The sequence below is a fragment of the Prochlorococcus marinus str. MIT 0918 genome (genome assembly GCF_027359415.1).
Taxonomy (GTDB): domain Bacteria; phylum Cyanobacteriota; class Cyanobacteriia; order PCC-6307; family Cyanobiaceae; genus Prochlorococcus_E; species Prochlorococcus_E marinus_C.
This window is the reverse complement of record NZ_CP114780.1, coordinates 1,747,593-1,770,089: the sequence shown is the minus strand read 5'-3', so window position 1 is coordinate 1,770,089 and position 22,497 is coordinate 1,747,593. Positions and strand designations below refer to the sequence as shown.

Sequence of the window (22,497 nt, the reverse complement as noted above, 5' to 3'; positions counted from 1 at the left end):
GTATTAGCAAGAGGAATTAATGACTACAACCATAGCTAATCGCCCTGATGGTGAAGGCAGTGTTCAAGTTAAACTAGATCCCAAAGTCAATATAGAAGAGGGTGCACTAGTTATTGCCGTTTATGGCAAAGGGGGTATTGGGAAATCAACGACATCTTCCAATCTATCTGCCGCCTTTTCAAAGCTAGGAAAAAAAGTCCTTCAAATAGGCTGCGATCCAAAGCATGACAGCACCTTTACTCTCACTCATAAAATGGTGCCAACTGTTATAGATATTCTTGAAGAAGTTGATTTTCACAGTGAAGAGCTTCGTCCTCAAGACTTTATGTTTGAAGGGTTTAATGGTGTGCAATGTGTTGAGAGTGGAGGTCCACCAGCGGGAACAGGATGCGGAGGATATGTAACTGGCCAAACTGTGAAGCTCTTAAAAGAGCATCATCTTCTTGAAGATACTGATGTAGTTATATTTGATGTTTTAGGAGATGTTGTCTGTGGAGGCTTTGCTGCGCCTTTGCAACATGCAAACTATTGTTTAATTGTTACCGCAAATGATTTTGATTCAATTTTTGCAATGAATCGAATAGTTGCAGCAATCAATGCTAAAGCTAAAAACTACAAAGTTCGTTTAGGTGGGGTAATTGCAAACCGTTCTGCTGGTTTAGATCAAATAGAAAAGTTTAATGAAAAGACAGGTTTAAAAACCATGGCCCATTTTCGTAACGTAGATGCAATTCGACGCTCAAGGCTTAAAAAATGCACTATTTTCGAAATGGATCCTGAAGAAGAAGGTGTAAAAGAAGTTCAGAATGAATACCTATCACTCGCAAAAAAAATGATTGATAATGTAGAACCATTAGAAGCAGAGCCCTTAAAAGATAGAGAGATTTTTGATCTGCTTGGTTTTGACTAAGGGTTAATCTGTAATTCCTTTTATTTATTTGATGTTTACGTCTGCAAGTTTCATCGAAAGTTCCCAAACATTATTTGCTGTTACGGGATCAGTTATCCTTTCAGATAATTTTTGAGAGAATTGCTCACCATTTTTCTTCTGTCTATTTCCCCAACTCCAATGAACTCCAGATACTCCAAACTCTGGATTAGAAACAACTTGAGCCACACGTTTACCAGCCAAAGACTGACTAACAAAGCCACCAGTTATAAATCTCTGGAATAAAGGGAAAAGCCATTGAAAGATCTTTGGAGTATTTCTAAATAGCTTTGTATTTGCAACACAACCAGGATAAAGAGAACTAAAGACAACAGAAGAGTCATTGAATCTCCTATGCAATTCTTGAATGGTAATCATATTGCAGAGCTTACTATCTTTATATGCCTTACCTGGTTTGAAACGTTTTCCGCTGGCCATAGATATGGGATCAAGAAAACCTTCTTTAAAACCTGTCAAATCTCCCAAATCAGCTGGGGCTGGAATGGGAATTTTCCCTCCAAGCTCCTTGTAATTAGCTGTCACTGTTCCTAGCATCACTAACCTTGAAGATTCAACTCCCCATGTGCGTCCCTTCCAAACAGGACGTTTTGATTTACTAAGGTTTTCCAGTAGGAGATGGATGAGAAGAAAATGTCCGAAATGGTTAGTTGCCATTGAAAGCTCATATCCCTGAGGTGATCTTCGGGGTTTTGATAATCGAGGCATATAAACAGCTGCATTACATACCAAAGCATCCAAAGGGTCTTCAAGTAGATCCAAAACAGTCTTAGCGCCTAAACGCACACTATCCAAATCAGAAAGGTCTATAGATATATGTTGCAACTGATTGGGAGACCTAAAAGGTAGACCTAATTTCAGAGCAGCCTCTTCAGCTCTTGCAGGTGACCTATTTGCTGTTATGACCTTCCAACCAAGATCTATCAAAGCCTTGGTTGCGTATAATCCAACCCCAGAAGTAGTTCCAGTAATTAATACTGTTCCTGGAGCTGATTGAAATGAAGACATATCCAATTCATTAATAACTTCTTTAGTCAACTATGGAAACAAAGAAAATCAAAGAAACTTTAAAATTAATTTTCAACGCCAAATAATTCTTCTGCTATTGGGCTGAATCCACTGGTCTTGTTCTTCCATTAATCTATCTCTACCACCTATTGCAAACAAATTATCAAATCTTAAATACAATCTTTCAAGTTTTTGAGTCTCCGAACTAAGAACATGAGAAATTTCTATATTCCTCTTAATACGGTGATGAGAGGCTAGCCCTAACTTAAAAGAACTGGCAATACAAATTAAAAGTAGTCCGAACTTAATTGAAACTGCTATGGAACTATAAGCATACTCTCTCTGCTCTTCTTCCACTTGAAAAGATGCAGCCAGAGTGGAAGTAGCTGTATTTGAGTGATTAACTTGTTTTTGACTAAGCCTTCTACGATATCTGCGACTCTTAAAGTCACAGTTACTAGGCTTTATCTGGGGTTGCAACAAAAACTAAAGCAATTTACTTGGTTTTTATCGCAAATAGCAGAGAATTGCCAATAAAAAACTATTCAAGCTTTCCCTAAACTAATTCCCAACCGCAAAGCCAAGATACCTGCATGCATAACCACTACCAAACAAAGGCCTGCAAGATCAATAGTGCTTGTGGTTTCCATAAGAAAATCAAACCTGAACTTTATATATTTTCAACTTAATTAGGCAAAAATGGGGATGTTTGCAAAACCCTGTCATGGATTAATGCATTTTCTTCATTTCTGAGAATTGTTATAGGGGGTAAAATTCAAATTAATAAACCAATCTAATCAAAGGAATTTAAACATTGTTTATCGGGCCCAAAATAAATGGAGAAATTATAAATTCAGTGGCTTTAAGTGGACCAGAGCAAATGGCTGCTGATGTAATGATGCTTGAAAAACTTATTCATAGAAATGATGAGATGCAAATGACAGTAAGGTTTTACACATGGCAGGGGATATGGCTTTCCATCGGTCATAATCAAAATAAAATACCTAAGGAATGGATCGATTTAAATAATGAGAAGAAATTAAAAATCGTTCGAAGACCCACTGGTGGGACTGGAGTACTTCATGGAGGAGGACTTACTTACTCATTGGCATGGAAGTCTCCACCAAGAAAAAGACATAAATCATATATAGAGGCTAGTCAATGGTTAATCAATTGTTTTACCAACCTAGGTTTTCCTCTAAAGTTTGGAAATCAAAATCTGTTGAATTCTTCAAAAAACTGCTTCTCAACATCAAGTGCTGCTGATTTAATTGATGAAAAAGGAATTAAACGAATTGGTAGCGCGCAATTATGGAAACAAGGTCATGTTCTACAGCATGGGGAAATTCTTTTAGATCCTCCTAAACAATTATGGAAAGAAATATTTCTCACAGATCCCCCAACAGCAGCTCCAAACAAAATCCCAAGAGTTGGGCTAGAAAAATTATTAATTAATGCATTGGTATTAAATTGGCCAAACGTTAAATGGACAAAAAATAGTTTTACTGCTGAAGAATTAACCAAAATCACTGCGAGTTCTAAATCTTATTTAAAAAAATAATCTAATTTTACTTTTTTACAACAAGGCCTTTAGCAATCATTCCTTCAACAATCTTCAATAAAGAAATTCCTAATGGATATATATTTTTTTTACGGGCTGTTTCTAAAAATGCCTTTGGAAGGTTCAAACCAATTTTTCTAAGTATAAGCTCCGAGATATCAACTTTATCTACTGTCCCACTCGGCAACCCAGCAAGATTGAAAACCAATAACTTCTGTTCTTTAGATCTCTCTATTTCTATAACTGCTTCCCAAAGCGGGCTTTTCTCACTAATAGAAGGTAAATCAGATAAAGGTTTTTTGTAATCAGATAACAAATGATCATTCCAATATTGAACTTCTAAATCCTTCAATGGGTCTCCAGTAATGTACCCAACCCATCTTCCAGAACTACATAAAAGCACCCATTCAGTTACCTCATCTTGTTGAGATGACTTTAATTTCAACTCACTAAGTGCCCTTAAAGATTGATCTTGCTCTAGCACTCGAAAACGTTTACGAGATGCATCTTTAACTCTCAACTCAATTAAAGCTTCCTGCAAAACAATTATTTGGTCTTGAGACTGTGAAGAAGTAAAGCCAAACCAACTAATTATTATTAACCAAAGGCCGAAAAAAACAACTCCTGAAAAAGCAACTAAAATTCCTAAAAGTATTCCTAGAAAAGATAAAACACGAGTAGTCGCATTTGCTGCCTTTTGACCTTTTTGTTGACTTCCAGTGAAATACCAAACTAAAGACTTTAGGATCAATGAACCATCCAAAGGGACTCCAGGCATTAAATTTAAAACAGCCAAACCCAAATTTATACTTCCTATTTGAGTAAATAAGTTAGATAAAATTGGATTTAAATCTGAACTAAAAAAGACAATCCCTAAAAACAAAACACTTAAAAAAAGACTCACTAGAGGACCAGCCACAGCAACCCTTAATTCAGCCATTGGAGTCGAATATTCCTTATCGACTTTTGTAATTCCACCTAACAAAAACAAAGTAATTTCATAGACCTTGACTCCTTCTTTCAAAGCCATAAAAAAATGACCTAATTCATGAAGAAGAACAGATAGAAACAAACAAAGTGAGCCCAAAAAGCCAATACACCAACTTTGCCACATAGGGAATTGTCCTTCAAAAACTCTGGCAAACTGTCCTTGAGAAGCCACAGCAAAAAGACTAAGAATAAAAAACCAACTTGAATGAACCCTTAAAGGGATTCCTTTTATTCTGATCAACTCAACACTGGCCAAATTTTCTCCTCCTAAAGAAGCATCTTAAAATGACTCAAGTCAGCTCTAATCCTATAAAAGCAATACTCAATTGATTAATCATGAATGCTAAAGCGCCGACAGCAGTTAAAATCTGTGGAATCACCCAAGTAAAGCAAGCTCTTGAGATAGCATCCATAGGAGTAAATGCAATTGGCGTAATAGGTGTTAAAAGCTCACCTAGATTTTTACAAGAAGTAGACAGGCGTAAGCTATTTAGTGAATTAACTCAACATGCGCCTGGAGTTGACAGAGTATGGGTAATTGCAGATTTAGGCCTAGATGAAATCATTCAAGGCATAGAAGGTATTGGTTCCCCCTCTGTCATACAACTGCATGGCAATGAATCTAGAGAAAAATGTATTAAACTAAAAAAAAGATTACCTCAAATTGAGTTTTGGAAATCTTTTCGAATACGTCAACAAAGTGATGTTTTAAAAGCCCAAGCTTTTCAAGACTCAGTAGATTCAATTCTTCTTGATAGCTGGAGTAGAGTTAATTTAGGAGGGACAGGGCAAATAATACCTATTGAATTTTTAAGTAGTGCTAATTTCCAAATACCTTGGTGGCTTGCAGGTGGAATCTCTGCTGAATGGATATCAGAAGTATTATTAGAACTAAACCCTTTTGGGATAGATGCTTCTAGCAAGTTAGAAACACATCCAGGGATAAAAGATATTCAGAAAGTTAAAGATCTATTAAAAGCTGTAAATAACCTTATTTAAAAGAGCTATATCTTATTTACTAAAAGTTTATAGAATTGTTCAATAAGTGATGCAAACTCTTCTAGAAGATTATATCTATTGTGATGTCAATTTTGATTCTTAATCAACAATTAATTTTAGAGTTTACCATCCAATTTAGAAAGCACCTGCAGATGGCATTAAAGTTATATCATTAATAATTTGCGAAACAGGCTGCTGAGCCAAGTGTAGAAGGTTAAAGGCAACATCATCAACAGAGAGCATTGCTTTACGATCAAAATCACTATGAACACAATCAGCATCCCAAAGATCACTATTCACAGATCCTAGGGTAAGAGTACAAGCCCTAATTTGATTTTGCCTCTCTTCCAAAGCAAGGCATTTAGTAAAGCTCTCCAATGCTGCTTTACTTACACAATAAGCACCCCATTCTGGAAACTGATTCCTTGCAGCATGGCTACTTACATTAATAACTAATCCACCATTTTCCCTCATCGAGGGAACAACTGCTGCACAAATTTGAAAAACACTTGTCAAATTAATTTGCATTAGCCATTGCCATCTATCTAGAGGCATTGACAACAATTCACCTGTCCATGCAACTCCAGCATTATTAATTAGTACTGATGGAGAAAGTCCATTGCTAAGAAGATCCTTTATTCCTTGCTCGATCTGAGTTGCATCAGACAAATCAACACATTGGTAAAAAACCTTATTCTTTGAATCAGATAGTTCTTTAGTTAAGGAATGCAGGTTGCTTTCAGAGCGCGCTAATAACAAAAGATCCCAACCAGCATGAGCAAAAACACGTGCTGTTGTTCTCCCTATGCCCTTAGAGGCTCCAGTAATCAGAGCTGTTGGCAAATTAAAATTAGAAAATATTATGGATGATTCTAATTAATCACACCGCCTTCTTGAAAACTTGGTTCTATGAAACTCCCAATTCGCCTAAATTTCTGATATCTATCATCTCTCAATTTGCTAATAGAGAGTTCAGAGAGTTCTTCTAAATGTTTTAAAATGGTCTTTTTTAAAGCTTCACCAGCTTGAAGAGGTGCCCAATTATTCCCTCCAGAAGGTTCTTTTATAACCTCATCAACAATACCTAAACTCATTAAGTCTGACCCAGTAATCTTTAATGCTGCAGCTGCATCTGGCGCCTTTGAAGCATCACGCCATAAAATGGAAGCACAAGCCTCAGGACTTGCAACTGTGTAAACACTATGTTCAAACATTAGTAATCTGTCAGCTACTCCAATACCCAAAGCACCACCAGAGCCACCTTCACCAATAACAGTTGCAATAATTGGAACAGTTATTCGAAACATTTCTCTAAGATTAACTGCTATTGCTTCTCCTTGACCTTGTTCCTCTGCTAATAATCCTGCATAAGCACCTGGGGTATCAATAAAAGAGATAATTGGGAGCTTAAACCTATCCGCATGATTCATTAAACGTAATGCCTTCCTATAGCCTCCAGGTTTTGCCATGCCAAAATTCCTAGCAACATTTTCTTTAGTATCTCTACCTTTTTGTTGGCCAATAAGCATTACAGCTCTTTCACCAATGCGAGCTATTCCTCCAATCAAAGCACTATCGTCACTACTATGCCTATCACCATGTAACTCTACCCAGTCATCGCAAAACATTTGAATAAAATCAAGTGTACTAGGTCTTTGAGGGTGTCTAGCAACCTGTATTTTTTCAGAGGGTGTTAATGCTCTAAAGATTTCTTCTCTCCTTCTCGCTGCAAGAGTTTCTAATTGAAGTAATTGCTGACTTACATCAACCTCAGAATCTCTTGCCAATTCTCTGATCTGATCAATTTGTTTTTCCAACTCAACTAATGGCTTCTCAAATTCCAAAAGATAACGACGTGCCATAGTAAAAATTGCTGCTACAAGTCAGGCAAAAGATACCTGAAGATTAGGATTAAGGCCAAGTGTAGTGAAGCCATGTCTTAATGATGCCTCACCTATAAAATCCATTTTTTCCAACGTAATATTATTTCTTCCCCAACTAAAATTAGTATGGCAATTTTCAAATTCCAGAAGCATTGCCTCTGCAAAGCAAGCAAACATTTGTCTCTGTGGTTTCTCCATTTCAGCTATTTCCATCATATTCCAACCAATATCTTCGAAGAACTCAACAATACCGCCCTTGAGGACATGAATACCTGATCCAGAAAATTTTTCATCAAGGTTTTTTGGATAGCCTCCATCAATCATTAAACATGGATTACGAAGCTTGGACTTATCAATTTGCAAGTTTTTTGGCATGCTAGCAACCCATACAACTATATCTGCTTCAGGCAGAGCCTCTTCTAAGCTTAGAATTCTTCCTCCTTGGAGATTATTTTGAAGATCCTTCAATGGTTGCTGCTGTCTTGCAACCAATAAAAGTTCTTTAACATATGTCCTCTCTGTTAGCCATCTACAAACAGCACTACCAATATCACCAGTAGCCCCAACAACAGCAACAGATGCTTTTTTTAGATCAATGCCTAATAACGGCGCATTAATTTCTAATTGGCGAGATATCACCCAAGCAGTATGAGTATTTCCTGTAGTAAAACGTTCCCAATCAAGAGTAGTATTGCGAACTTGTTTGTTTTGTAGGAGATTAAAATTTTCAAATATAATTGATGTAAACCCTCCTAAAGCAGTAATACTTATTCCTTTTTTTTGAGCAAGTTCCATTGCATTAAGCACTTTTCTTCTTGCTGTTTTAAACCTTCCTAACATTTCTGGGACAAAGCAGGAGTCTATATAAGCTCCTTCAATCTTTTTGCCTATTGCACTTACAACCTCAAAATGTTCAACAAGCTGAGGAGGAGCACTACACCATACATCTAAATCTCCCTCTGCAATATGATTAAACCCCAAATCCATAGCCTTTTTCCTGGCATCAGTAAAGCTTGTTGAGTGCCCGATCAATCCAAACATTTTCTAACAAAAAAGCATGATGTCCTGAACAAACACTTGGCAGGAATTTAATAGCTTAAACCATAATGATCAAAAGCAATTATTAATAATAATTTTTTCACTTATAAAAATAGTTAGCACTATTTAAAACTTTTTGCTAAACAAGCGCTGCGAGGGCCATACGAGCTATTTCCCTAGAATCTAGACCAATTTCCAACAAAGAATCCTGATAAGCAATCATAAACTCTTCCATCAATTCTTCTTTATCCATTTGCAAAGAGCTTGCATCATCTGCAACTTGATCAAGCATGGATTTAATAAGAGGAAGATTTTCTCTATTAGCCTTAATCAAATCTTCTTTACAAGTATCTAAATTGGCTTTTAGCCATTCTTGTCCATAATTCAAATGAAGGTACTCATCCTTTACAACATTTTCAGTAATCTTCTTTGCAAATGGATCTGCGACTCGGATGTATACGTGATAGGCAGAAATAGCAAAAGCTTCAATAAGAATTGCTTGTATCAAGAAGCAGGTTGTGAGATTTTCATCTTTAAAGGCTTTCTGGAAATTCCCATGTAAAGGAGCAAAAAACTCTTCGGCAAAAGGCATGTCAGCCTTCACTCCAAGATTTTTACCACAAGCTGTAAAGCCTTTCATATGTCTCATTTCCATTACTGCCAAATTCTTCAACTCCTGTTGCTTATCAGGTATTAATTCTCCTATTGCAAGATAATTCCCATGAGCCTCCTTCTCTCCTTCAATGACAATTGCATTAATCCTGCTATAGGCATCTTTATATTTATCAGAAGAGAAGTCAGGCAAGCTATTCAAATCATTAGCAACTGCAACCTCTTTGGATTCTAGGGTTGGCATGAGTGTTTAAAAATTCACATTAACGCGCACTTTACAGAACAACCAAGAAAAAAGTGAGTTCTTTCAGAGGAATTATTGTTAGTTAATTTTATTTAGTTTCGACAGGAGGCCAATTACTCTCCATTAGAGACAAAAACAATTGGGCCCAATGATCAATTAAAACTTCTCTAAGCTTATCTCCAAGCAAAGGATGTGCTTCTCTACTATCTCCAATAACTCCTGAAATACTTAATTCATTTGTAAGCCATGCACATGGAGCTGCTCCTTCAAGACTCCAGCCAGCTGGGACAGAAATATCTTTCCCTTCTAACAATTGGGAATCTCCATCATATGGCCTTTCAATGCCGACCAGGTCAGGTTCAAAAGAAAGCATAAGGCTAGTTTCAGCCAAGCCAGCATGAAGTCCTTGCTCAACTTCCTTATCAGGAAGTAATTCTTCTACAGCATCGATACCACTCCATAAGAAACAAGGCAAAACTGCCATTGAAGGACACTTAACCCTAAGTTCTCTTGCAATAGCTTGTAAAAGTCCTATTTGACCTCCATGAGCGTTAAAAAAAACAAGCCTTTGAAATCCCATCCCAGCAAGTTGTTGGCCTATCTCACTAACAATTTGAAGAATTAATCCTCCTGAAAGGGAAAGTGTGCCCGAGAAGCCTAGATGTTCAGGTGAAAACCCTATTGATTGGGAAGGTAAAGTCCAAACAGGCAACTCATCCGGCAATCGATCGCAAGTTTCATATAAAATTTTTTCAGCGAACAAAGTATCTGTAATCAAAGGTAAATGTGGGCCATGTTGTTCACATGCTCCAAAAGGCCAAATAACCGTAGCCCCCTTTTTTAATGCAGCCTTAGAAGCTTTTGGCCAACTAAGATAAGCTAAATTGCGTGAATGATAACTAATAGAAATACCCTCCAAGCCTTAAATAATTTAACTTTTCCTGCAAGAATGAATTACCGATAACCATAATAGGCCCACAATGGCCGAATCAGGAAACCACGAACCTAAAAGGCCTAATCCGCCAAATCAAGCGCAGACTCATCTGCGTAAGCCTCTGCAGGTTTTGCATATCAGTCGCAAAGAAGATAAGCAACCTCAAAAAGACCCTAAAGCTTTAAAACAGGCAAGCAAAACAGAAGAATTACCTACACCGGAAATTCAAAAAAATCTTGTTTCTCCGTCAAAACCATCTGAATCAAATCAAAAGAAAAATTCATATGAATTTGATTACAATTCAAATGAAAATTTTTCAATGGGAGACCTTCTTGATCAAGAGACCTCTAATAAATTCAAAAGCAATCAATCAAGTTTCACTGAAAATAATTTCCTAGAAAGAAGCGTAGATGATTTTGATTTTGACGAAGATGCATTCTTAGCAGCTTTAGATGAGAACGAGCCTATTGGAATGACTGGTGAAATTGCGAAAGGAAAAGTTATTGGAATTGAGAGTGATGGGGTGTATGTAGATATTGGTGGGAAAGCACCAGGTTTTATGCCTAAACACGAATGTGGCCTTGGAGTAATAACCAATCTCAAAGAACTTTTCCCCAAGGGGGTTGAAGTGGAAGTATTGGTCACAAGGGAACAAAACGCTGATGGAATGGTAACTATCAGCTGTAGAGCACTGGCCCTTAGAAAAAGCTGGGAAACAGTTCTTCAATTTGCTAAAGACTCTAAAGTCGTACAAGTAAAGATAAATGGCTTTAATCGTGGAGGCTTAACCTGCGATATAGAAGGTCTTCGAGGTTTTATTCCTCGCTCTCAATTGAATGACGGAGACAAACATGAAACCTTAGTAGGCAAAACATTAGATGTAGCCTTCATAGAAGTTTCTCCTGATAATCGAAAGCTTATCCTATCTGAAAAAAAAGCTGTTACTGCAGCAAAATTTGCTCAATTAGAAATTGGTCAACTTGTAAAAGGAAAAGTATTAGCAGTCAAACCTTATGGATTTTTTGTTGATATAGGAGGTATTAGTGGATTACTTCATCAATCAATGATTACAAATGGAAGTCTTAGATCCCTTAGAGAAGTTTTCAATCAAGACGATGAAGTAAAAGCAGTAATAACTGATTTAGATCCGACCAGAGGTAGAATTGGATTAAATACAGCTCTATTAGAAGGTCTACCTGGAGAAATTCTTATTGACAAAGAAAAAGTTCTTGCAGAAGCAGAAGAGCGTGCCAAAAAGGTAAAAACTCTACTCAACCCAAAAGAAGACTTGCCAATTAAATAATGACCTCTTCCTTTGATACTCCAAAAAAAATAAGTCAGAAAGTCGCTGATTGGGAGCTTGACTTTTATTCTCGACCGATTTTAGAAAATGACGGAAAAAAAAGATGGGAATTACTAATTTCTAGTACAGAGAATTTTTCAGGAGAAGAAACTTTCCGATGGGAAAAAAAATGTCCTGCAAATGAAGTTAATTCAATCTGGTTAAACACAGCATTAGTTGAAGCCATGAAAGAGGCTCAAAGCAAAGGCTGGGAAGTCCCTAAAAGATTAAGGTGCTGGAGATCATCTATGAAAACAATGATCAAAAAAGCCTCTGAAAAAATCGGCATAGAAGTTATTGAAAGCAGGAGGACCTATTCCCTTCTTGAATGGATGAATCAAAGAGAAAAAGATATATATCCAAATGAACCAGGCTATATCTCTGGCCCTATAGCACCTGATTCTTCTTATACGCAAATTTCCAATCAACCTGAACCACTTCCAGAACCACTAAGAGGTGATGCTTGGAGTTTTTCTTCTCTACCTATTGGAAGCCTCCGTGAAGCAGATCAATGGCCAATGGAATTCAATTCATTAATTCACATTAAAGAGTCTCTAAACGAAAATATTTCAATCCCAGGCCTACGATTATTCAGTAAAACCAGAGCACTAGCATTGTCAGCTTGGCTGAGTGGGATAGAACCTGTAAAGCTTTTAGTTCAAAACAATCAACTCGTTCTAGAAGCAGGTCAACAGGAAAGATGGCTTGTTACTGACATGGATAAACAATATGCTGAAAAAGTTAACCTATGCTTGCAAAAAGGAAAAGAAGATGGAGATGGTATTCAATTTATTTCAATACAAAAATCTCCTGAAGATGAAAAGTTCTTTGGTTTTTGGATGCTTAAAGATTTAATTTAATTTAATTTAAAATCAATAGATTATTATCAAATAACTTATCTACTAAATGAGTAAAGGGGAAATATTGACAGAAAGAAAAGGGTGGAGATGGGTAAAAAAAAATGAATTAATATATATACAATCCCTTTTGCTATTAGAAAATAATTTTAATCATGCATTCTTTACAAGAATACCAATATATAATGAACCTAAGTATTTAAAGAATGAAGTCAATAAATCATCTACTATTCATTTTTGTATTCAAAATCACGGCAAAGAAATTGTCATGGCATCTCAAACAAATATTCCTTTTCCTATACAAGCAGATTGCATTCTAAGTGACGAAAATAACCAAGGACTTTGGATTTATACAGCAGATTGTATACCTATTTTATTGGGTGACAAAAAATCAGGTAATGTAGCTGCAATACATGCAGGATGGAAAGGTTTAAGCAAAAATATAATAAGAGAAGCTTTAATTAAAATAGAACAACTTGGATGCAAGAGAAAAGATCTAATAATTGCTTTAGGTCCTGCAATTAGTGGTTCTAATTATCAGGTAGAACTAGATGTAATGACTTGTCTTTATAATAATTTTGGGGGAAGAAGTAATTTCTCAAAAGAAAAGTCAAAGGAATCAATGTTTGCAATGGGATGTATTCAAAATGACAAAAGTTCGAACAAAGTACTTCTTGACATAAGAACATTTGCATACAATCAATTGATTTTGGAACATATAAAGGATTTTCAAATTAGTATTAATAATGATTGTACGTTTAACGAAACTAAATTCTTTTCATCATGGAGAAGAGATCAAACAAAAGAAAGGCAATGGAGTTGTATTGCTTCTAGTAAAAGATAAAAGATAATTAAACCCTACATTCAGAACTGCCAAAACCTAATTCTACCATTTCTTTGCCAATATCCTTGTTTGAGCTAATCCTAATCACTCTTGCAATCAATACTCCGTCAGTCGAACCTCTTGGTAGCAGATTAACTTTTTCTTTTCTAGTCAATGAGCTTTTAAGCCAATTTTCAGCCTCTTCTTTTTTTAGGGGGTTTACATTAAAACAAGCAATTTTTATTGTGTAATTACGGTTATGATCTCCTATCTGAAGAAGAGATGAATTGGTTACCTGTAAAACCTCTGCAGATGAACTAATACAAGGAAAAGAGAAGATACTAATATTTATAATTAAAAGAAATTGAATAATGTTTTTCATTGGACTGAATAACAACCTTATTAATTCACAAATAGTTACGTCTTTTGAACCCACAAAAAATAATCAAACTAATTTTTCGGCAAGCCTACCATTTGAGCATTACTCTTACCAGGAGGAACCATTGGATAACAATTCTCATCTCTTCGAACATGGACATCTATCAACATTGGTCCATCATGAGCAAAAGCTTCTTGTAATTGATCCCTTAAGAACTTTCGTTCTTTAATTAAACAACCACCAACTCCAAATGCCTTTGCCAAAGCCACAAAATCAGGCTCACCATGTAACATGTTTGTTGCTGAATAACGCTCTTCATAAAAACTTTGCTGCCACTGTCTAACCATTCCTTGCCAATGGTTATTAATTATAATTATTTTTGTATTTAATTTATATTGAGAAATTGTTCCTAATTCCTGAATATTCATAAGAATACTTGCATCACCAGCAATGCAAATTACTTGTTCATTTGGCAAAGCGACTTGGACTCCCAAAGCTGCAGGCACACCAAAACCCATTGTTCCTAAGCCAGCACTGCTAATCCAATGTCGAGGGCCATTCCTTAAATATTGTGCCGACCACATTTGATGCTGACCAACATCAGTTGTTACATAAGCATTTGGGGCTAAATCTCTAACTTCTAATAGAACTTCTTGTGGAAAGATATCGCCTTGCTTTTCAGGAATTACAAGCGGGTATTTCTCCTTCCATTTATCTATTTGTGATAACCATTCACTAGTTTTTATATGTACTTTTTTCTGATGAGATAGTTCTAATAATTTTTCTAGGTTTTTCCCTAAATCTCCAAGCACAGCAACATCAGCAATTCTATTTTTATTTATTTCTGCGGGATCTACCTCAAAATGAACAACTTTAGCTCTAGGAGCAAATGTATCTAACTTCCCTGTAACACGATCATCAAATCGAGCTCCTATGGCCAGCAATAAATCGCATTCAGTTACCGCAAAATTTGCATATGCAGTTCCATGCATTCCCAACATGCCAACAGATAAATGATCACGCTCATCAAAAGCTCCTTTCCCCATTAAAGTTGTTGTTACAGGAATGTTATATCGCTTAGCAAGTTCAGATATATTTTCATGCGCACTAGCAGAAATAACTCCTCCTCCAACATACAAAAGAGGTTTTTCTGCTTTTTCTATAAAATTCAATGCATTTAAAATTGTTAAAGGGTCTGCCTTAGGAGAAGGTTTGAATCCTGCAGGGATGATTGAGCCAGGTTCAACTGGGTCATAATCAAAGTACTCTTGACCAACATCTTTAGGTATATCAACCAAAACAGGGCCAGGTCGACCAGAAGAAGCTATAAAAAAAGCTTGAGCAATGACAGATGCTATTTCTGAAGGATCTCTGACCACCCACGAATGTTTAACAATTGGAAGAGTAATGCCAAATATATCTGTTTCTTGAAAAGCATCAGTTCCTATTGCTGGACGAGGAACTTGGCCAGTAATAACAACCAAAGGAACCGAATCCATTTGCGCAGTAGCAATTCCAGTAACAAGGTTTGTTGCTCCTGGGCCCGAAGTACCAAAACAAACCCCAACTCTCCCTGTCGCCCTTGAGAATCCATCAGCTGCATGAGCCCCACCTTGCTCATGTCTTACAAGAATATGCTTTAACCACCCAGCCTTCTCTGCTTTATAAACAGCATCATAAATTGGGAGAATAGCTCCTCCTGGGTAACCAAAAACAGTATCTACTCCATGTCTCCGAAGAGAGTCCATAAGGGCATCAGCCCCTAATGTTTGTTTTTGTTCCTGATGATCTGAATCACCTAAAGCAGGTGAAGAGAACAGGGTCACGGCAGGGAAAGATTTAATATTCTAATTAAATATAAATCCTATATGGGAAATGGTAAAACTGCCTAAAGAAATAATATTTAAAATCATAAAACAAGATGTTTCTTAAATTTCTCTTTAAATGATTAAGTTGATTCAAGAGAGATTTAAGTCAAATCAGGCCTAAATAATGCAAGGGTCCATTGCCAATGATTAATTCAAGAAAACACACAATAAAAACAAACATTGCAACTCTTCCATTCCAGACTTCTGCACTATTATTCCAGCCCCATTGCCATTTTTCTTGTGGATAAAGCTTAACTTTATCAGGTAGTTTAGCCGCTTCATCAAGACTCATATTTTTCTCCTTTAAACAAGAAATAACCAAATCTGCCAACCCATTTATAAATAAAGGATAGGTATCCAAAGCTTTTACACGTCTAAAATTAGTTATTCCTTGATCAAGAGCTATCTCTTTGTATTCAATATCAATTTCCTGTAATGTTTCTATATGTTCACTAACAAAACTAATTGGTACTACAACAATTTCTTTTGTATTTCTATTACCTAAATCCTCTAAAACATTTTCTGTATATGGCTGAAGCCATTCTTCTGGTCCGACTCTGCTCTGATAAGAGAGCGTATAAGAATTACTAAACCCTAAAGAAGTTTCAAGTTGATCAATAATTAATAATGAGCAATCTTCAATCTCATTCTTATAAGGATCTCCAGCTTCTTCAACATAGCTTTTTGGGACTCCATGAGCTGTAAAACATATATGAACTTTTTCAGGAGATTCGCAAAGCAATATCTCTCTTTGAATTAATTCAGCCATAGAGGAAATATATCCAGGGTTATCGAACCAACTTCTAATACATTTAATCGATAATTTTTTAAAATCCTTGTCAAGTTCTCTCAGCCTTCGCAACTCTCTAAAACTGGAACCACTTGTACTAATTGAAAAATGTGGATAAAGGGGAAGCACAACAACCTGATCAATTTCATCTGCCTTAATATCTTCGACTGCAGATTCAGTAAAAGGATGCCAATAACGCATAGCAATGTAACTTGTTGCATCAACACCTCTTTTGCGAAGTTCGCTCTGCAATTCTCTAGCTTGTTGCTCAGTAATTCTTCTTAAGGGCGATCCTCCACCAATTGCTTCGTAAGCCCTTTGAGACTTTGAACTTCTAAGAGTACTTATTAACCATGCAAGAGGTTTTTGAAAAAATGGAATAGGAAGTCTAATGATCTCTGGGTCAGAAAAAAGATTATATAAAAAAGGTCCTACATCTTTAATTCTCTCAGGTCCCCCAAGATTCATCAATAAGACACCTATACGAGCCATTAATGAAAAACTCCTAGAAAGGGGTTGAGCTTATCGCCTAACAACGTCAATGTAGCTATAACTATTTAAATCAATGAGCTTTAGCAGTCAACTATTTAATATCAATAACAAACTTGCCACTCAAGGGATCAAACTGCGCATAGAAAAACGTGGTAATCGACTTGGCTTGAGAGGTCCAATGCCCTGTCCAAATGAATCTAATAAAAAAAAAGATCAAAGAATCAGTTTAGGTCTAACTTCTACCATGGAAGGCCTTGAGCAAGCAGAAAAATTACTCCAACTTGTATATTTACAAATAGAACATAATCAATTCAACTGGAAAAATTGGGGCTCAAAAAATTCTAAAGGCTCTTTTAAAAAGAATTATTCTGATATAGAAGATGCAACCGAGAGATTTAAACAGCATTTCTTCTGTGATACTTTCAAAAGCAAGTCAAAATCTAGTCAACAAACTAATTGGGTCTCTGCATATCAACCCTATATATACAGGTTCAAAGCATTAGCAAAAACAAAACAAGGAAATATAAATCAAGAGCACTTTATAAAGACTTTGACTAGTTATTCAGAAAACAGTCGCAGCAGGCAACAATGTGGCACTACTCTTAAGGCATTTGCCAAGTTTTTAGATATAAAACTCCCTGAAAATTGGAAAGATATGGCCTATGGGTATGGAATGAATAAAGCACAATTTAGAAAACTACCACCCGATAGTCTTATTGAAAAAACATATAATTTGATCCCCAATCCTAAATGGAAATTAGTTTATGGATTAATGGCAACATATGGTCTTAGAAATCATGAAGTTTTCTTTTGTGACCTTTCTTGCTTTAGACAAAATAGCGACCAAGTATTAAGAGTTTTCCCTAATACAAAAACTGGCGAGCATCAAGTATGGCCATTCCCACCAGAATGGATTAAATTATTTAAATTAACTCAACTTTCTGAAGATTCTAATCTGCTTCCAGAAATTAATACTGATTTAACTAAAACCACCTTGCAAAATGTAGGTAGAAGAGTTTCTGAACAATTTAGAAGATATAAACTTCCTATTACCCCTTATGACCTAAGGCATGCTTGGGCAATACGTACAATACATATAGGGCTTCCAGATACAGTTTCAGCTCGAATGATGGGGCATTCAGTTGCTATTCATAATCGTACATATCATCATTGGATTACAAGAAGAGATCAACAGCAAGCAGTTGATAAGGCTTTAGGCAGTAAACTCAGTTAATACTTAAGTCTCAAAATAGATTATGAAAAGTGAGCCTAACAAGAAAAAGTCTGTTCTAATTAATTTAGACAAAGAGTCAAATCAATTAGGGGTTGGAGGTTATTCATCTGAAGAAATAGATGAAGAAAATTACCAAAAAAAAATGCAGCGTCGAAAAGAAGTACAGGGTAAAAGGGTACAAGAACGAAATATTGAAAAAGGATTAATAATTGTTTTCACAGGCCAAGGCAAGGGAAAAACTACTGCTGCTTTAGGAATGGCACTTAGAACTTTAGGTCATGGAGAAAATGTATCAATTATTCAGTTTATTAAAGGCGGATGGGAACCAGGGGAAGCCAAGGCTTTAAAGAGATTTGACAATTTAATTAATTGGCATGCAATGGGTGAAGGTTTTACTTGGGAAACTCAAAATAGAGAGCGCGATAAGAAATTAAGCGAGGAAGCTTGGGAACAAGCCCTTATTTATCTTGGGAATAAAAATCAAAAACTAGTAATACTAGATGAAATTAACATTGCAATAAAGTTGGGATATATATCGCTAGAAGAAGTAATTAAAGGGCTAAGGGCAAGGCCTCCATTAACTCATGTTGTATTAACTGGTAGGAATGCAAAGCCAGAGCTAATTGAGATTGCTGATTTAGTAACCGAAATGAAATTAATACATCATCCATTCAAAGAGAAAGGTGTAAAAGCACAGCAGGGAGTAGAGTATTGAATTTATATTTAGATATAATAGTAACAAAAAACTATTAACATTTTATTATTAAAGAGGAGCATATAAAGGCAATAATCAAATTCATACTTAACTTTTACACCTGAAAAATTAATAAAAAAATCTCATCTGAATAAATTTCCATCCCTTTAGTTGTCCTCAAAATATAAAAAAGCAATTAAAAATCAATTTGATCTATGCTGACTAGCAAATCAATACACTCTTTAAGCTAATCATAGATATCTTGCTACTGTCATCTAGGTATTGATTTTCAATGGCTTACTCACGTGTCCTTTTAAAACTTAGCGGCGAAGCTCTAATGGGGAGCAAGCCATATGGAATTGATCCCGCCATTGTTCAATCCATAGCACAAGATGTTTCCAAAGTTGTTGAAAAAGGAACGCAATTAGCCATCGTGGTTGGCGGAGGAAATATATTTCGAGGTCTAAAAGGGTCTGCTGCAGGAATGGATCGTGCAACTGCTGATTATGTAGGAATGCTTGCAACTGTAATGAATGCAATAACATTACAAGATGGATTGGAAAGAGCAGGGGTAGAAACACGCGTTCAGACCGCTATAGAAATGCAACAAATCGCTGAACCTTATATACGTCGAAGAGCAATTAGACATCTTGAAAAAGGAAGAGTAGTTGTATTTGGTGGAGGTTGCGGGAACCCTTTCTTTACAACAGATACAACCTCCGCGTTAAGAGCTGCTGAAATTAATGCTGATGTCATATTTAAAGCAACAAAAGTTGACGGTGTATATAGCAAAGATCCAAAAGAATTTACTGATGCAATTAAATATGAAACTCTATCTTTTCAAGATGTACTCAGTAAAGAAATAGGTGTAATGGATAGTACTGCAATTGCCCTTTGCAAAGATAATGATATCCCTATAGTGGTTTTTAATATTTTTGAACCTGGCAATATTAATAAAGCAGTAGCAGGAGAAAAGATAGGCTCTAGGATAGCTAATTCCCGCTAATATTTATTTAAACTATACTTTTCTCCAAAACTATATAGGAACCAAATGATTACTAAAGAGCTAGAAGCAAACATGATTAAATCCGTTGAGGCTTCACAACGAAACTTCAATACAATAAGAACAGGCAGAGCAAATACATCACTTTTAGATCGTTTAACAGTTGAATATTATGGAGCAGATACTCCCTTAAAATCATTAGCCACTCTTTCTACACCCGATTCACAAACTATTTCTATTCAACCCTTTGATATCAGTTCTCTATCACTAATAGAAAAAGCCATATCTCTTAGTGACCTTGGATTTACACCAAATAATGATGGCAAGATAATTCGAATAAACATCCCTCCACTGACTGAAGAACGAAGAAAAGAATTTTGCAAGCTAGCTTCTAAATACGCTGAAGAAGCAAAGGTCTCTCTTCGCAATATACGAAGAGATGCTATAGAAAAAATAAAAACTGCTGAAAAAGAAGGAGAAATCTCTAAAGATCAAAGCCATGACCAACAAGAAACTGTTCAAAAGTTAACTAACAAGTTTATTAACGAAATAGAAAAAAACCTTTCTAAAAAAGAATCAGAAATTCTAAAAGTTTGAATTTTACTGAAGTTGCAGTTATAGGCGCAGGGGCTTCAGGAGCTTCAACAGCATTTCACTTGGCCAACAAAGGGATTCAAGTAACTATTCTAGAAAAACAACCAAGTCATCTTTTAAGACCTTGTGGCGGGGGGATGGCTGCTTCAGTTCAAAAACTTTTCCCCTTTTCACTAAATGAAGTTGTTGATGAAGTAATTAAAAAAGTTGAATTTAGCTGGTGTTTATCAGATACTGTAGTTGCCAATCTGCCAGGATCTTCTCCTTTTTGGATAGTCAAAAGAGAAAAACTCGATGAGCTTTTAACAAAAGAAGCAATTCATAAAGGGGCAAATATAGAGAACTCTTTTGACGCAATAAAAATACAAAAAGTAAACAACATTTGGCGCATCACCTCTACAAATGGTCGTCAAATTGAAGCTAAAATCATTGTTATTGCAGATGGATCAAGCTCGCCTTGGCCAAAGAAATTTAAAATTGGTCCTAAAAATCTCCATTTTGCCACAACAACTTCTGTGAGGTTAGAAGGCAGAGGGTTACTAGAAGAAGGAACTTCAAGATTTGAATTTGGTCTCGTTAAGCATGGATTTGCGTGGGCCTTCCCTTTGAAAAACTCTATAAATATTGGAGTAGGAACATTTATAGGAGATCAAGTTCTAGAAAGCCAAAGAATTCTTGACAAATTACTACCAAATCTAGGTTTTGAATGTAACTCAGGGGTAAGAAAAGATTCTAGACTTCGAGTTTGGAATGGACATAGTGCGCTTCATGGCAATGGAATTGTTTTAGTCGGTGATGCTGCATCTCTCTGTGATCCGTTTCTTGCTGAAGGGCTTAGGCCTTCACTAATAAGTGGTTGCGAAGCAGCAGAAGCAATAAACAATTTCTTAAAAGGCGACACCACAGATCTCAGCAACTACTCAAAAAACATGAAATCAAAATGGGGTGATTCAATGCAATGGGGAAGAAGAATTTCACAAGTTTTTTATAGACTTCCAAAACTTGGATATCAACTAGGAATAAAAAGACCTACAGCACCTCAAAGAATCGCCCAAATTCTTTCAGGAGAAATGGGATATGGAGATATTGCTCAACGTGTAATAAAGCGATTACTTTTACAAAGATAATTAAATCCTAATAGTTTATTTATCTAGCTGATAAAGCAGGAGATCCTTTATTCTCGAGCAAAGAAATTCTTTCAATTAACTGAGCTTCAAGTTGCTTAATTGCCTTAGAAAAATTCACAATCCCTTCTTCTAGCTTCTCATCAGCCATGCGATCTGATTTCAGCATCTTTCTAAAAGAAAATTCATCAAGATGTAACTTCTCTATTGAATTTATTGGTTTTGATGAATCCAATTTCTTTATTAAAATAGCCTCGGTCTTAGACATCTCATCTAAAAGCTTGGGAGAGATAGTTAATAAATCACATCCAGATAATTCAATAATCTCATCAACATTTCTAAAACTTGCTCCCATAACCTCAGTTTTATAGTTATGAAGCTTATAATAATTGAATATCTTAGTTACTGATATTACACCAGGATCCTCTGGGCCAGGATAAGATTGCAAACCAGTTTCTGCCTTATACCAATCAAGAATTCGACCAACAAATGGTGAAATAAGTGTTACTTCGGCTTCTGCACATGCAACAGCTTGAGAGAAACCAAATAAGAGCGTTAAATTACAATGAATTCCTTCTTTCTCCAAAATCTCAGCGGCCTTAATCCCCTCCCAAGTTGATGCAATCTTGATTAAAATACGATCATTATTTATTCCAAACTGATTATATAAAGCAATGATCTTTCTTGCTTTTTCAATTGTTTTATCTTTATCATAGCTAAGTCGAGCATCTACTTCCGTTGATACTCTTCCAGGAATTATTTTAAGTATCTCTTTACCAAAGATCACACAAATCTCATCTAAAGCCTCATCAACCACTTCTTTAACAGAAGCACGCTGTCCTACCTTTTCTCTTGAAGCCCGAAGAGATTGATCTATTAAATCCTGATAAGCAGGTAATTGGGCTGCTGCAAGAATTAGAGAGGGGTTGGTAGTTGCGTCTCTTGGTTTAAAAGTCCTTATAGCTTCCAAATCACCCGTATCAGCAACCACAACTGTCATTGAAGAAAGTTGCTCAAGAAGACTAGGCATAATCCTTACAATTCATACATATAAAAACTAGCGATATTTCCTTATGATTTCA

Annotated in this window: 24 protein-coding genes; 11 read left to right on the top strand and 13 right to left on the bottom strand. The window is 36.0% G+C overall.

Annotated features, from left to right (window positions below; genetic code table 11):
- Positions 1-19 precede the first annotated feature (19 nt).
- Complete coding sequence (bchL, locus tag O5636_RS09595; protein WP_269622565.1) at positions 20-910, top strand: ferredoxin:protochlorophyllide reductase (ATP-dependent) iron-sulfur ATP-binding protein; 891 nt, start codon at positions 20-22, stop codon at positions 908-910.
- A 24-nt stretch (positions 911-934) separates the two neighbouring features.
- On the opposite strand, the gene O5636_RS09590 is transcribed toward bchL, so the two are convergent.
- The 3 genes from O5636_RS09590 to psaM form a co-directional block, all read right to left on the bottom strand.
- Positions 935-1,954 (bottom strand): protochlorophyllide reductase, encoded by a 1,020-nt coding sequence (locus tag O5636_RS09590; protein WP_269622564.1) that lies wholly within the window; start codon positions 1,952-1,954, stop codon positions 935-937.
- Between the two features lie 72 nt (positions 1,955-2,026).
- Positions 2,027-2,437, bottom strand: coding sequence for a hypothetical protein (locus tag O5636_RS09585; protein ID WP_269622563.1), 411 nt, complete (start codon positions 2,435-2,437; stop codon positions 2,027-2,029).
- A gap of 62 nt (positions 2,438-2,499) precedes the next feature.
- Positions 2,500-2,604 carry a photosystem I reaction center subunit XII gene (gene psaM / locus O5636_RS09580; protein WP_269622562.1) on the bottom strand — a complete coding sequence of 35 codons (105 nt, stop codon included), beginning with the start codon at positions 2,602-2,604 and terminating at the stop codon, positions 2,500-2,502.
- Between the two features lie 164 nt (positions 2,605-2,768).
- Here psaM and O5636_RS09575 point away from each other — a divergent pair, with 164 nt between their 5' ends.
- Positions 2,769-3,515, top strand: a complete 747-nt coding sequence (locus O5636_RS09575) for a lipoyl protein ligase domain-containing protein (RefSeq protein ID WP_269622561.1) — start codon at positions 2,769-2,771, stop codon at positions 3,513-3,515.
- A gap of 7 nt (positions 3,516-3,522) precedes the next feature.
- On the opposite strand, the gene O5636_RS09570 is transcribed toward O5636_RS09575, so the two are convergent.
- On the bottom strand, positions 3,523-4,761 hold the full coding sequence (locus O5636_RS09570) for a site-2 protease family protein (protein ID WP_269622560.1): 1,239 nt from the start codon (positions 4,759-4,761) through the stop codon (positions 3,523-3,525).
- 80 nt (positions 4,762-4,841) lie between these two features.
- Here O5636_RS09570 and O5636_RS09565 point away from each other — a divergent pair, with 80 nt between their 5' ends.
- Positions 4,842-5,504, top strand: a complete 663-nt coding sequence (locus O5636_RS09565) for a phosphoribosylanthranilate isomerase (protein ID WP_269622559.1) — start codon at positions 4,842-4,844, stop codon at positions 5,502-5,504.
- A 135-nt stretch (positions 5,505-5,639) separates the two neighbouring features.
- On the opposite strand, the gene O5636_RS09560 is transcribed toward O5636_RS09565, so the two are convergent.
- From O5636_RS09560 to O5636_RS09540, 5 genes are all read right to left on the bottom strand, one after another.
- Entirely contained in the window at positions 5,640-6,347 is a 708-nt protein-coding gene (locus O5636_RS09560; RefSeq protein WP_269622558.1) for an SDR family oxidoreductase, read from the bottom strand.
- A gap of 29 nt (positions 6,348-6,376) precedes the next feature.
- Positions 6,377-7,366 (bottom strand): acetyl-CoA carboxylase carboxyltransferase subunit alpha, encoded by a 990-nt coding sequence (locus tag O5636_RS09555; protein WP_269622557.1) that lies wholly within the window; start codon positions 7,364-7,366, stop codon positions 6,377-6,379.
- A 21-nt stretch (positions 7,367-7,387) separates the two neighbouring features.
- Positions 7,388-8,428 carry a long-chain acyl-[acyl-carrier-protein] reductase gene (locus O5636_RS09550; RefSeq protein WP_269622556.1) on the bottom strand — a complete coding sequence of 347 codons (1,041 nt, stop codon included), beginning with the start codon at positions 8,426-8,428 and terminating at the stop codon, positions 7,388-7,390.
- A 136-nt stretch (positions 8,429-8,564) separates the two neighbouring features.
- Complete coding sequence (locus tag O5636_RS09545) at positions 8,565-9,281, bottom strand: aldehyde oxygenase (deformylating) (RefSeq protein ID WP_269622555.1); 717 nt, start codon at positions 9,279-9,281, stop codon at positions 8,565-8,567.
- Between the two features lie 88 nt (positions 9,282-9,369).
- Positions 9,370-10,200 carry a creatininase family protein gene (locus O5636_RS09540; RefSeq protein WP_269622554.1) on the bottom strand — a complete coding sequence of 277 codons (831 nt, stop codon included), beginning with the start codon at positions 10,198-10,200 and terminating at the stop codon, positions 9,370-9,372.
- Positions 10,201-10,261: 61 nt separating this feature from the next.
- Here O5636_RS09540 and O5636_RS09535 point away from each other — a divergent pair, with 61 nt between their 5' ends.
- The 3 genes from O5636_RS09535 to pgeF are packed head-to-tail and all read left to right on the top strand — an operon-like array spanning position 10,262 to position 13,258.
- A complete protein-coding gene (locus tag O5636_RS09535; RefSeq protein WP_269622553.1) occupies positions 10,262-11,518 on the top strand; it encodes a S1 RNA-binding domain-containing protein in 1,257 nt (418 codons plus the stop codon).
- The gene (locus O5636_RS09530) at positions 11,518-12,417 is read left to right on the top strand and encodes a Tab2/Atab2 family RNA-binding protein (protein WP_269622552.1); all 900 of its coding nucleotides are present in this window, start codon (positions 11,518-11,520) and stop codon (positions 12,415-12,417) included. Before O5636_RS09535 ends, O5636_RS09530 begins: the two co-directional genes overlap by 1 nt.
- Positions 12,418-12,463: 46 nt before the next feature.
- Positions 12,464-13,258, top strand: coding sequence for a peptidoglycan editing factor PgeF (gene pgeF / locus O5636_RS09525; RefSeq protein ID WP_269622551.1), 795 nt, complete (start codon positions 12,464-12,466; stop codon positions 13,256-13,258).
- Between the two features lie 7 nt (positions 13,259-13,265).
- Here pgeF and O5636_RS09520 read toward each other — a convergent pair whose 3' ends face one another.
- From O5636_RS09520 to hemH, 3 genes are all read right to left on the bottom strand, one after another.
- Complete coding sequence (locus tag O5636_RS09520) at positions 13,266-13,673, bottom strand: hypothetical protein (protein WP_269622550.1); 408 nt, start codon at positions 13,671-13,673, stop codon at positions 13,266-13,268.
- A gap of 14 nt (positions 13,674-13,687) precedes the next feature.
- Positions 13,688-15,442 (bottom strand): biosynthetic-type acetolactate synthase large subunit, encoded by a 1,755-nt coding sequence (gene ilvB / locus O5636_RS09515; protein ID WP_269622549.1) that lies wholly within the window; start codon positions 15,440-15,442, stop codon positions 13,688-13,690.
- A 148-nt stretch (positions 15,443-15,590) separates the two neighbouring features.
- Complete coding sequence (hemH, locus tag O5636_RS09510) at positions 15,591-16,766, bottom strand: ferrochelatase (RefSeq protein WP_269622548.1); 1,176 nt, start codon at positions 16,764-16,766, stop codon at positions 15,591-15,593.
- Between the two features lie 73 nt (positions 16,767-16,839).
- Between hemH and O5636_RS09505 the strand changes: the two genes are divergently transcribed.
- From O5636_RS09505 to O5636_RS09485, 5 genes are all read left to right on the top strand, one after another.
- On the top strand, positions 16,840-18,000 hold the full coding sequence (locus tag O5636_RS09505; RefSeq protein WP_269622547.1) for a site-specific integrase: 1,161 nt from the start codon (positions 16,840-16,842) through the stop codon (positions 17,998-18,000).
- 22 nt (positions 18,001-18,022) lie between these two features.
- On the top strand, positions 18,023-18,715 hold the full coding sequence (gene cobO / locus O5636_RS09500; RefSeq protein ID WP_269622546.1) for a cob(I)yrinic acid a,c-diamide adenosyltransferase: 693 nt from the start codon (positions 18,023-18,025) through the stop codon (positions 18,713-18,715).
- A 271-nt stretch (positions 18,716-18,986) separates the two neighbouring features.
- Positions 18,987-19,700, top strand: coding sequence for a UMP kinase (gene pyrH / locus O5636_RS09495; protein ID WP_269622545.1), 714 nt, complete (start codon positions 18,987-18,989; stop codon positions 19,698-19,700).
- Positions 19,701-19,745: 45 nt separating this feature from the next.
- The gene (frr, locus tag O5636_RS09490) at positions 19,746-20,294 is read left to right on the top strand and encodes a ribosome recycling factor (protein WP_269622544.1); all 549 of its coding nucleotides are present in this window, start codon (positions 19,746-19,748) and stop codon (positions 20,292-20,294) included.
- Entirely contained in the window at positions 20,291-21,418 is a 1,128-nt protein-coding gene (locus tag O5636_RS09485) for an NAD(P)/FAD-dependent oxidoreductase (RefSeq protein WP_269622543.1), read from the top strand. The genes frr and O5636_RS09485 overlap by 4 nt, the downstream gene beginning before the upstream one ends.
- Positions 21,419-21,437: 19 nt before the next feature.
- On the opposite strand, the gene O5636_RS09480 is transcribed toward O5636_RS09485, so the two are convergent.
- The gene (locus tag O5636_RS09480; protein ID WP_269622542.1) at positions 21,438-22,445 is read right to left on the bottom strand and encodes a transaldolase; all 1,008 of its coding nucleotides are present in this window, start codon (positions 22,443-22,445) and stop codon (positions 21,438-21,440) included.
- Between the last annotated feature and the right edge of the window lie 52 nt (positions 22,446-22,497).

Coding starts and splice junctions, on each gene's coding strand:
- pgeF (WP_269622551.1), top strand. CDS start 12,464: ATGAGTAAAGGGGAAATATTGACAGAAAGAAAAGGGTGGAGATGGGTA.
- hemH (WP_269622548.1), bottom strand. CDS start 16,766: ATGGCTCGTATAGGTGTCTTATTGATGAATCTTGGGGGACCTGAGAGA.
- O5636_RS09545 (WP_269622555.1), bottom strand. CDS start 9,281: ATGCCAACCCTAGAATCCAAAGAGGTTGCAGTTGCTAATGATTTGAAT.
- O5636_RS09550 (WP_269622556.1), bottom strand. CDS start 8,428: ATGTTTGGATTGATCGGGCACTCAACAAGCTTTACTGATGCCAGGAAA.
- bchL (WP_269622565.1), top strand. CDS start 20: ATGACTACAACCATAGCTAATCGCCCTGATGGTGAAGGCAGTGTTCAA.
- O5636_RS09555 (WP_269622557.1), bottom strand. CDS start 7,366: ATGGCACGTCGTTATCTTTTGGAATTTGAGAAGCCATTAGTTGAGTTG.
- O5636_RS09530 (WP_269622552.1), top strand. CDS start 11,518: ATGACCTCTTCCTTTGATACTCCAAAAAAAATAAGTCAGAAAGTCGCT.
- frr (WP_269622544.1), top strand. CDS start 19,746: ATGATTACTAAAGAGCTAGAAGCAAACATGATTAAATCCGTTGAGGCT.
- O5636_RS09505 (WP_269622547.1), top strand. CDS start 16,840: ATGAGCTTTAGCAGTCAACTATTTAATATCAATAACAAACTTGCCACT.
- O5636_RS09590 (WP_269622564.1), bottom strand. CDS start 1,954: ATGTCTTCATTTCAATCAGCTCCAGGAACAGTATTAATTACTGGAACT.
- pyrH (WP_269622545.1), top strand. CDS start 18,987: ATGGCTTACTCACGTGTCCTTTTAAAACTTAGCGGCGAAGCTCTAATG.
- O5636_RS09565 (WP_269622559.1), top strand. CDS start 4,842: ATGAATGCTAAAGCGCCGACAGCAGTTAAAATCTGTGGAATCACCCAA.
- O5636_RS09480 (WP_269622542.1), bottom strand. CDS start 22,445: ATGCCTAGTCTTCTTGAGCAACTTTCTTCAATGACAGTTGTGGTTGCT.
- psaM (WP_269622562.1), bottom strand. CDS start 2,604: ATGGAAACCACAAGCACTATTGATCTTGCAGGCCTTTGTTTGGTAGTG.
- O5636_RS09535 (WP_269622553.1), top strand. CDS start 10,262: ATGGCCGAATCAGGAAACCACGAACCTAAAAGGCCTAATCCGCCAAAT.
- cobO (WP_269622546.1), top strand. CDS start 18,023: ATGAAAAGTGAGCCTAACAAGAAAAAGTCTGTTCTAATTAATTTAGAC.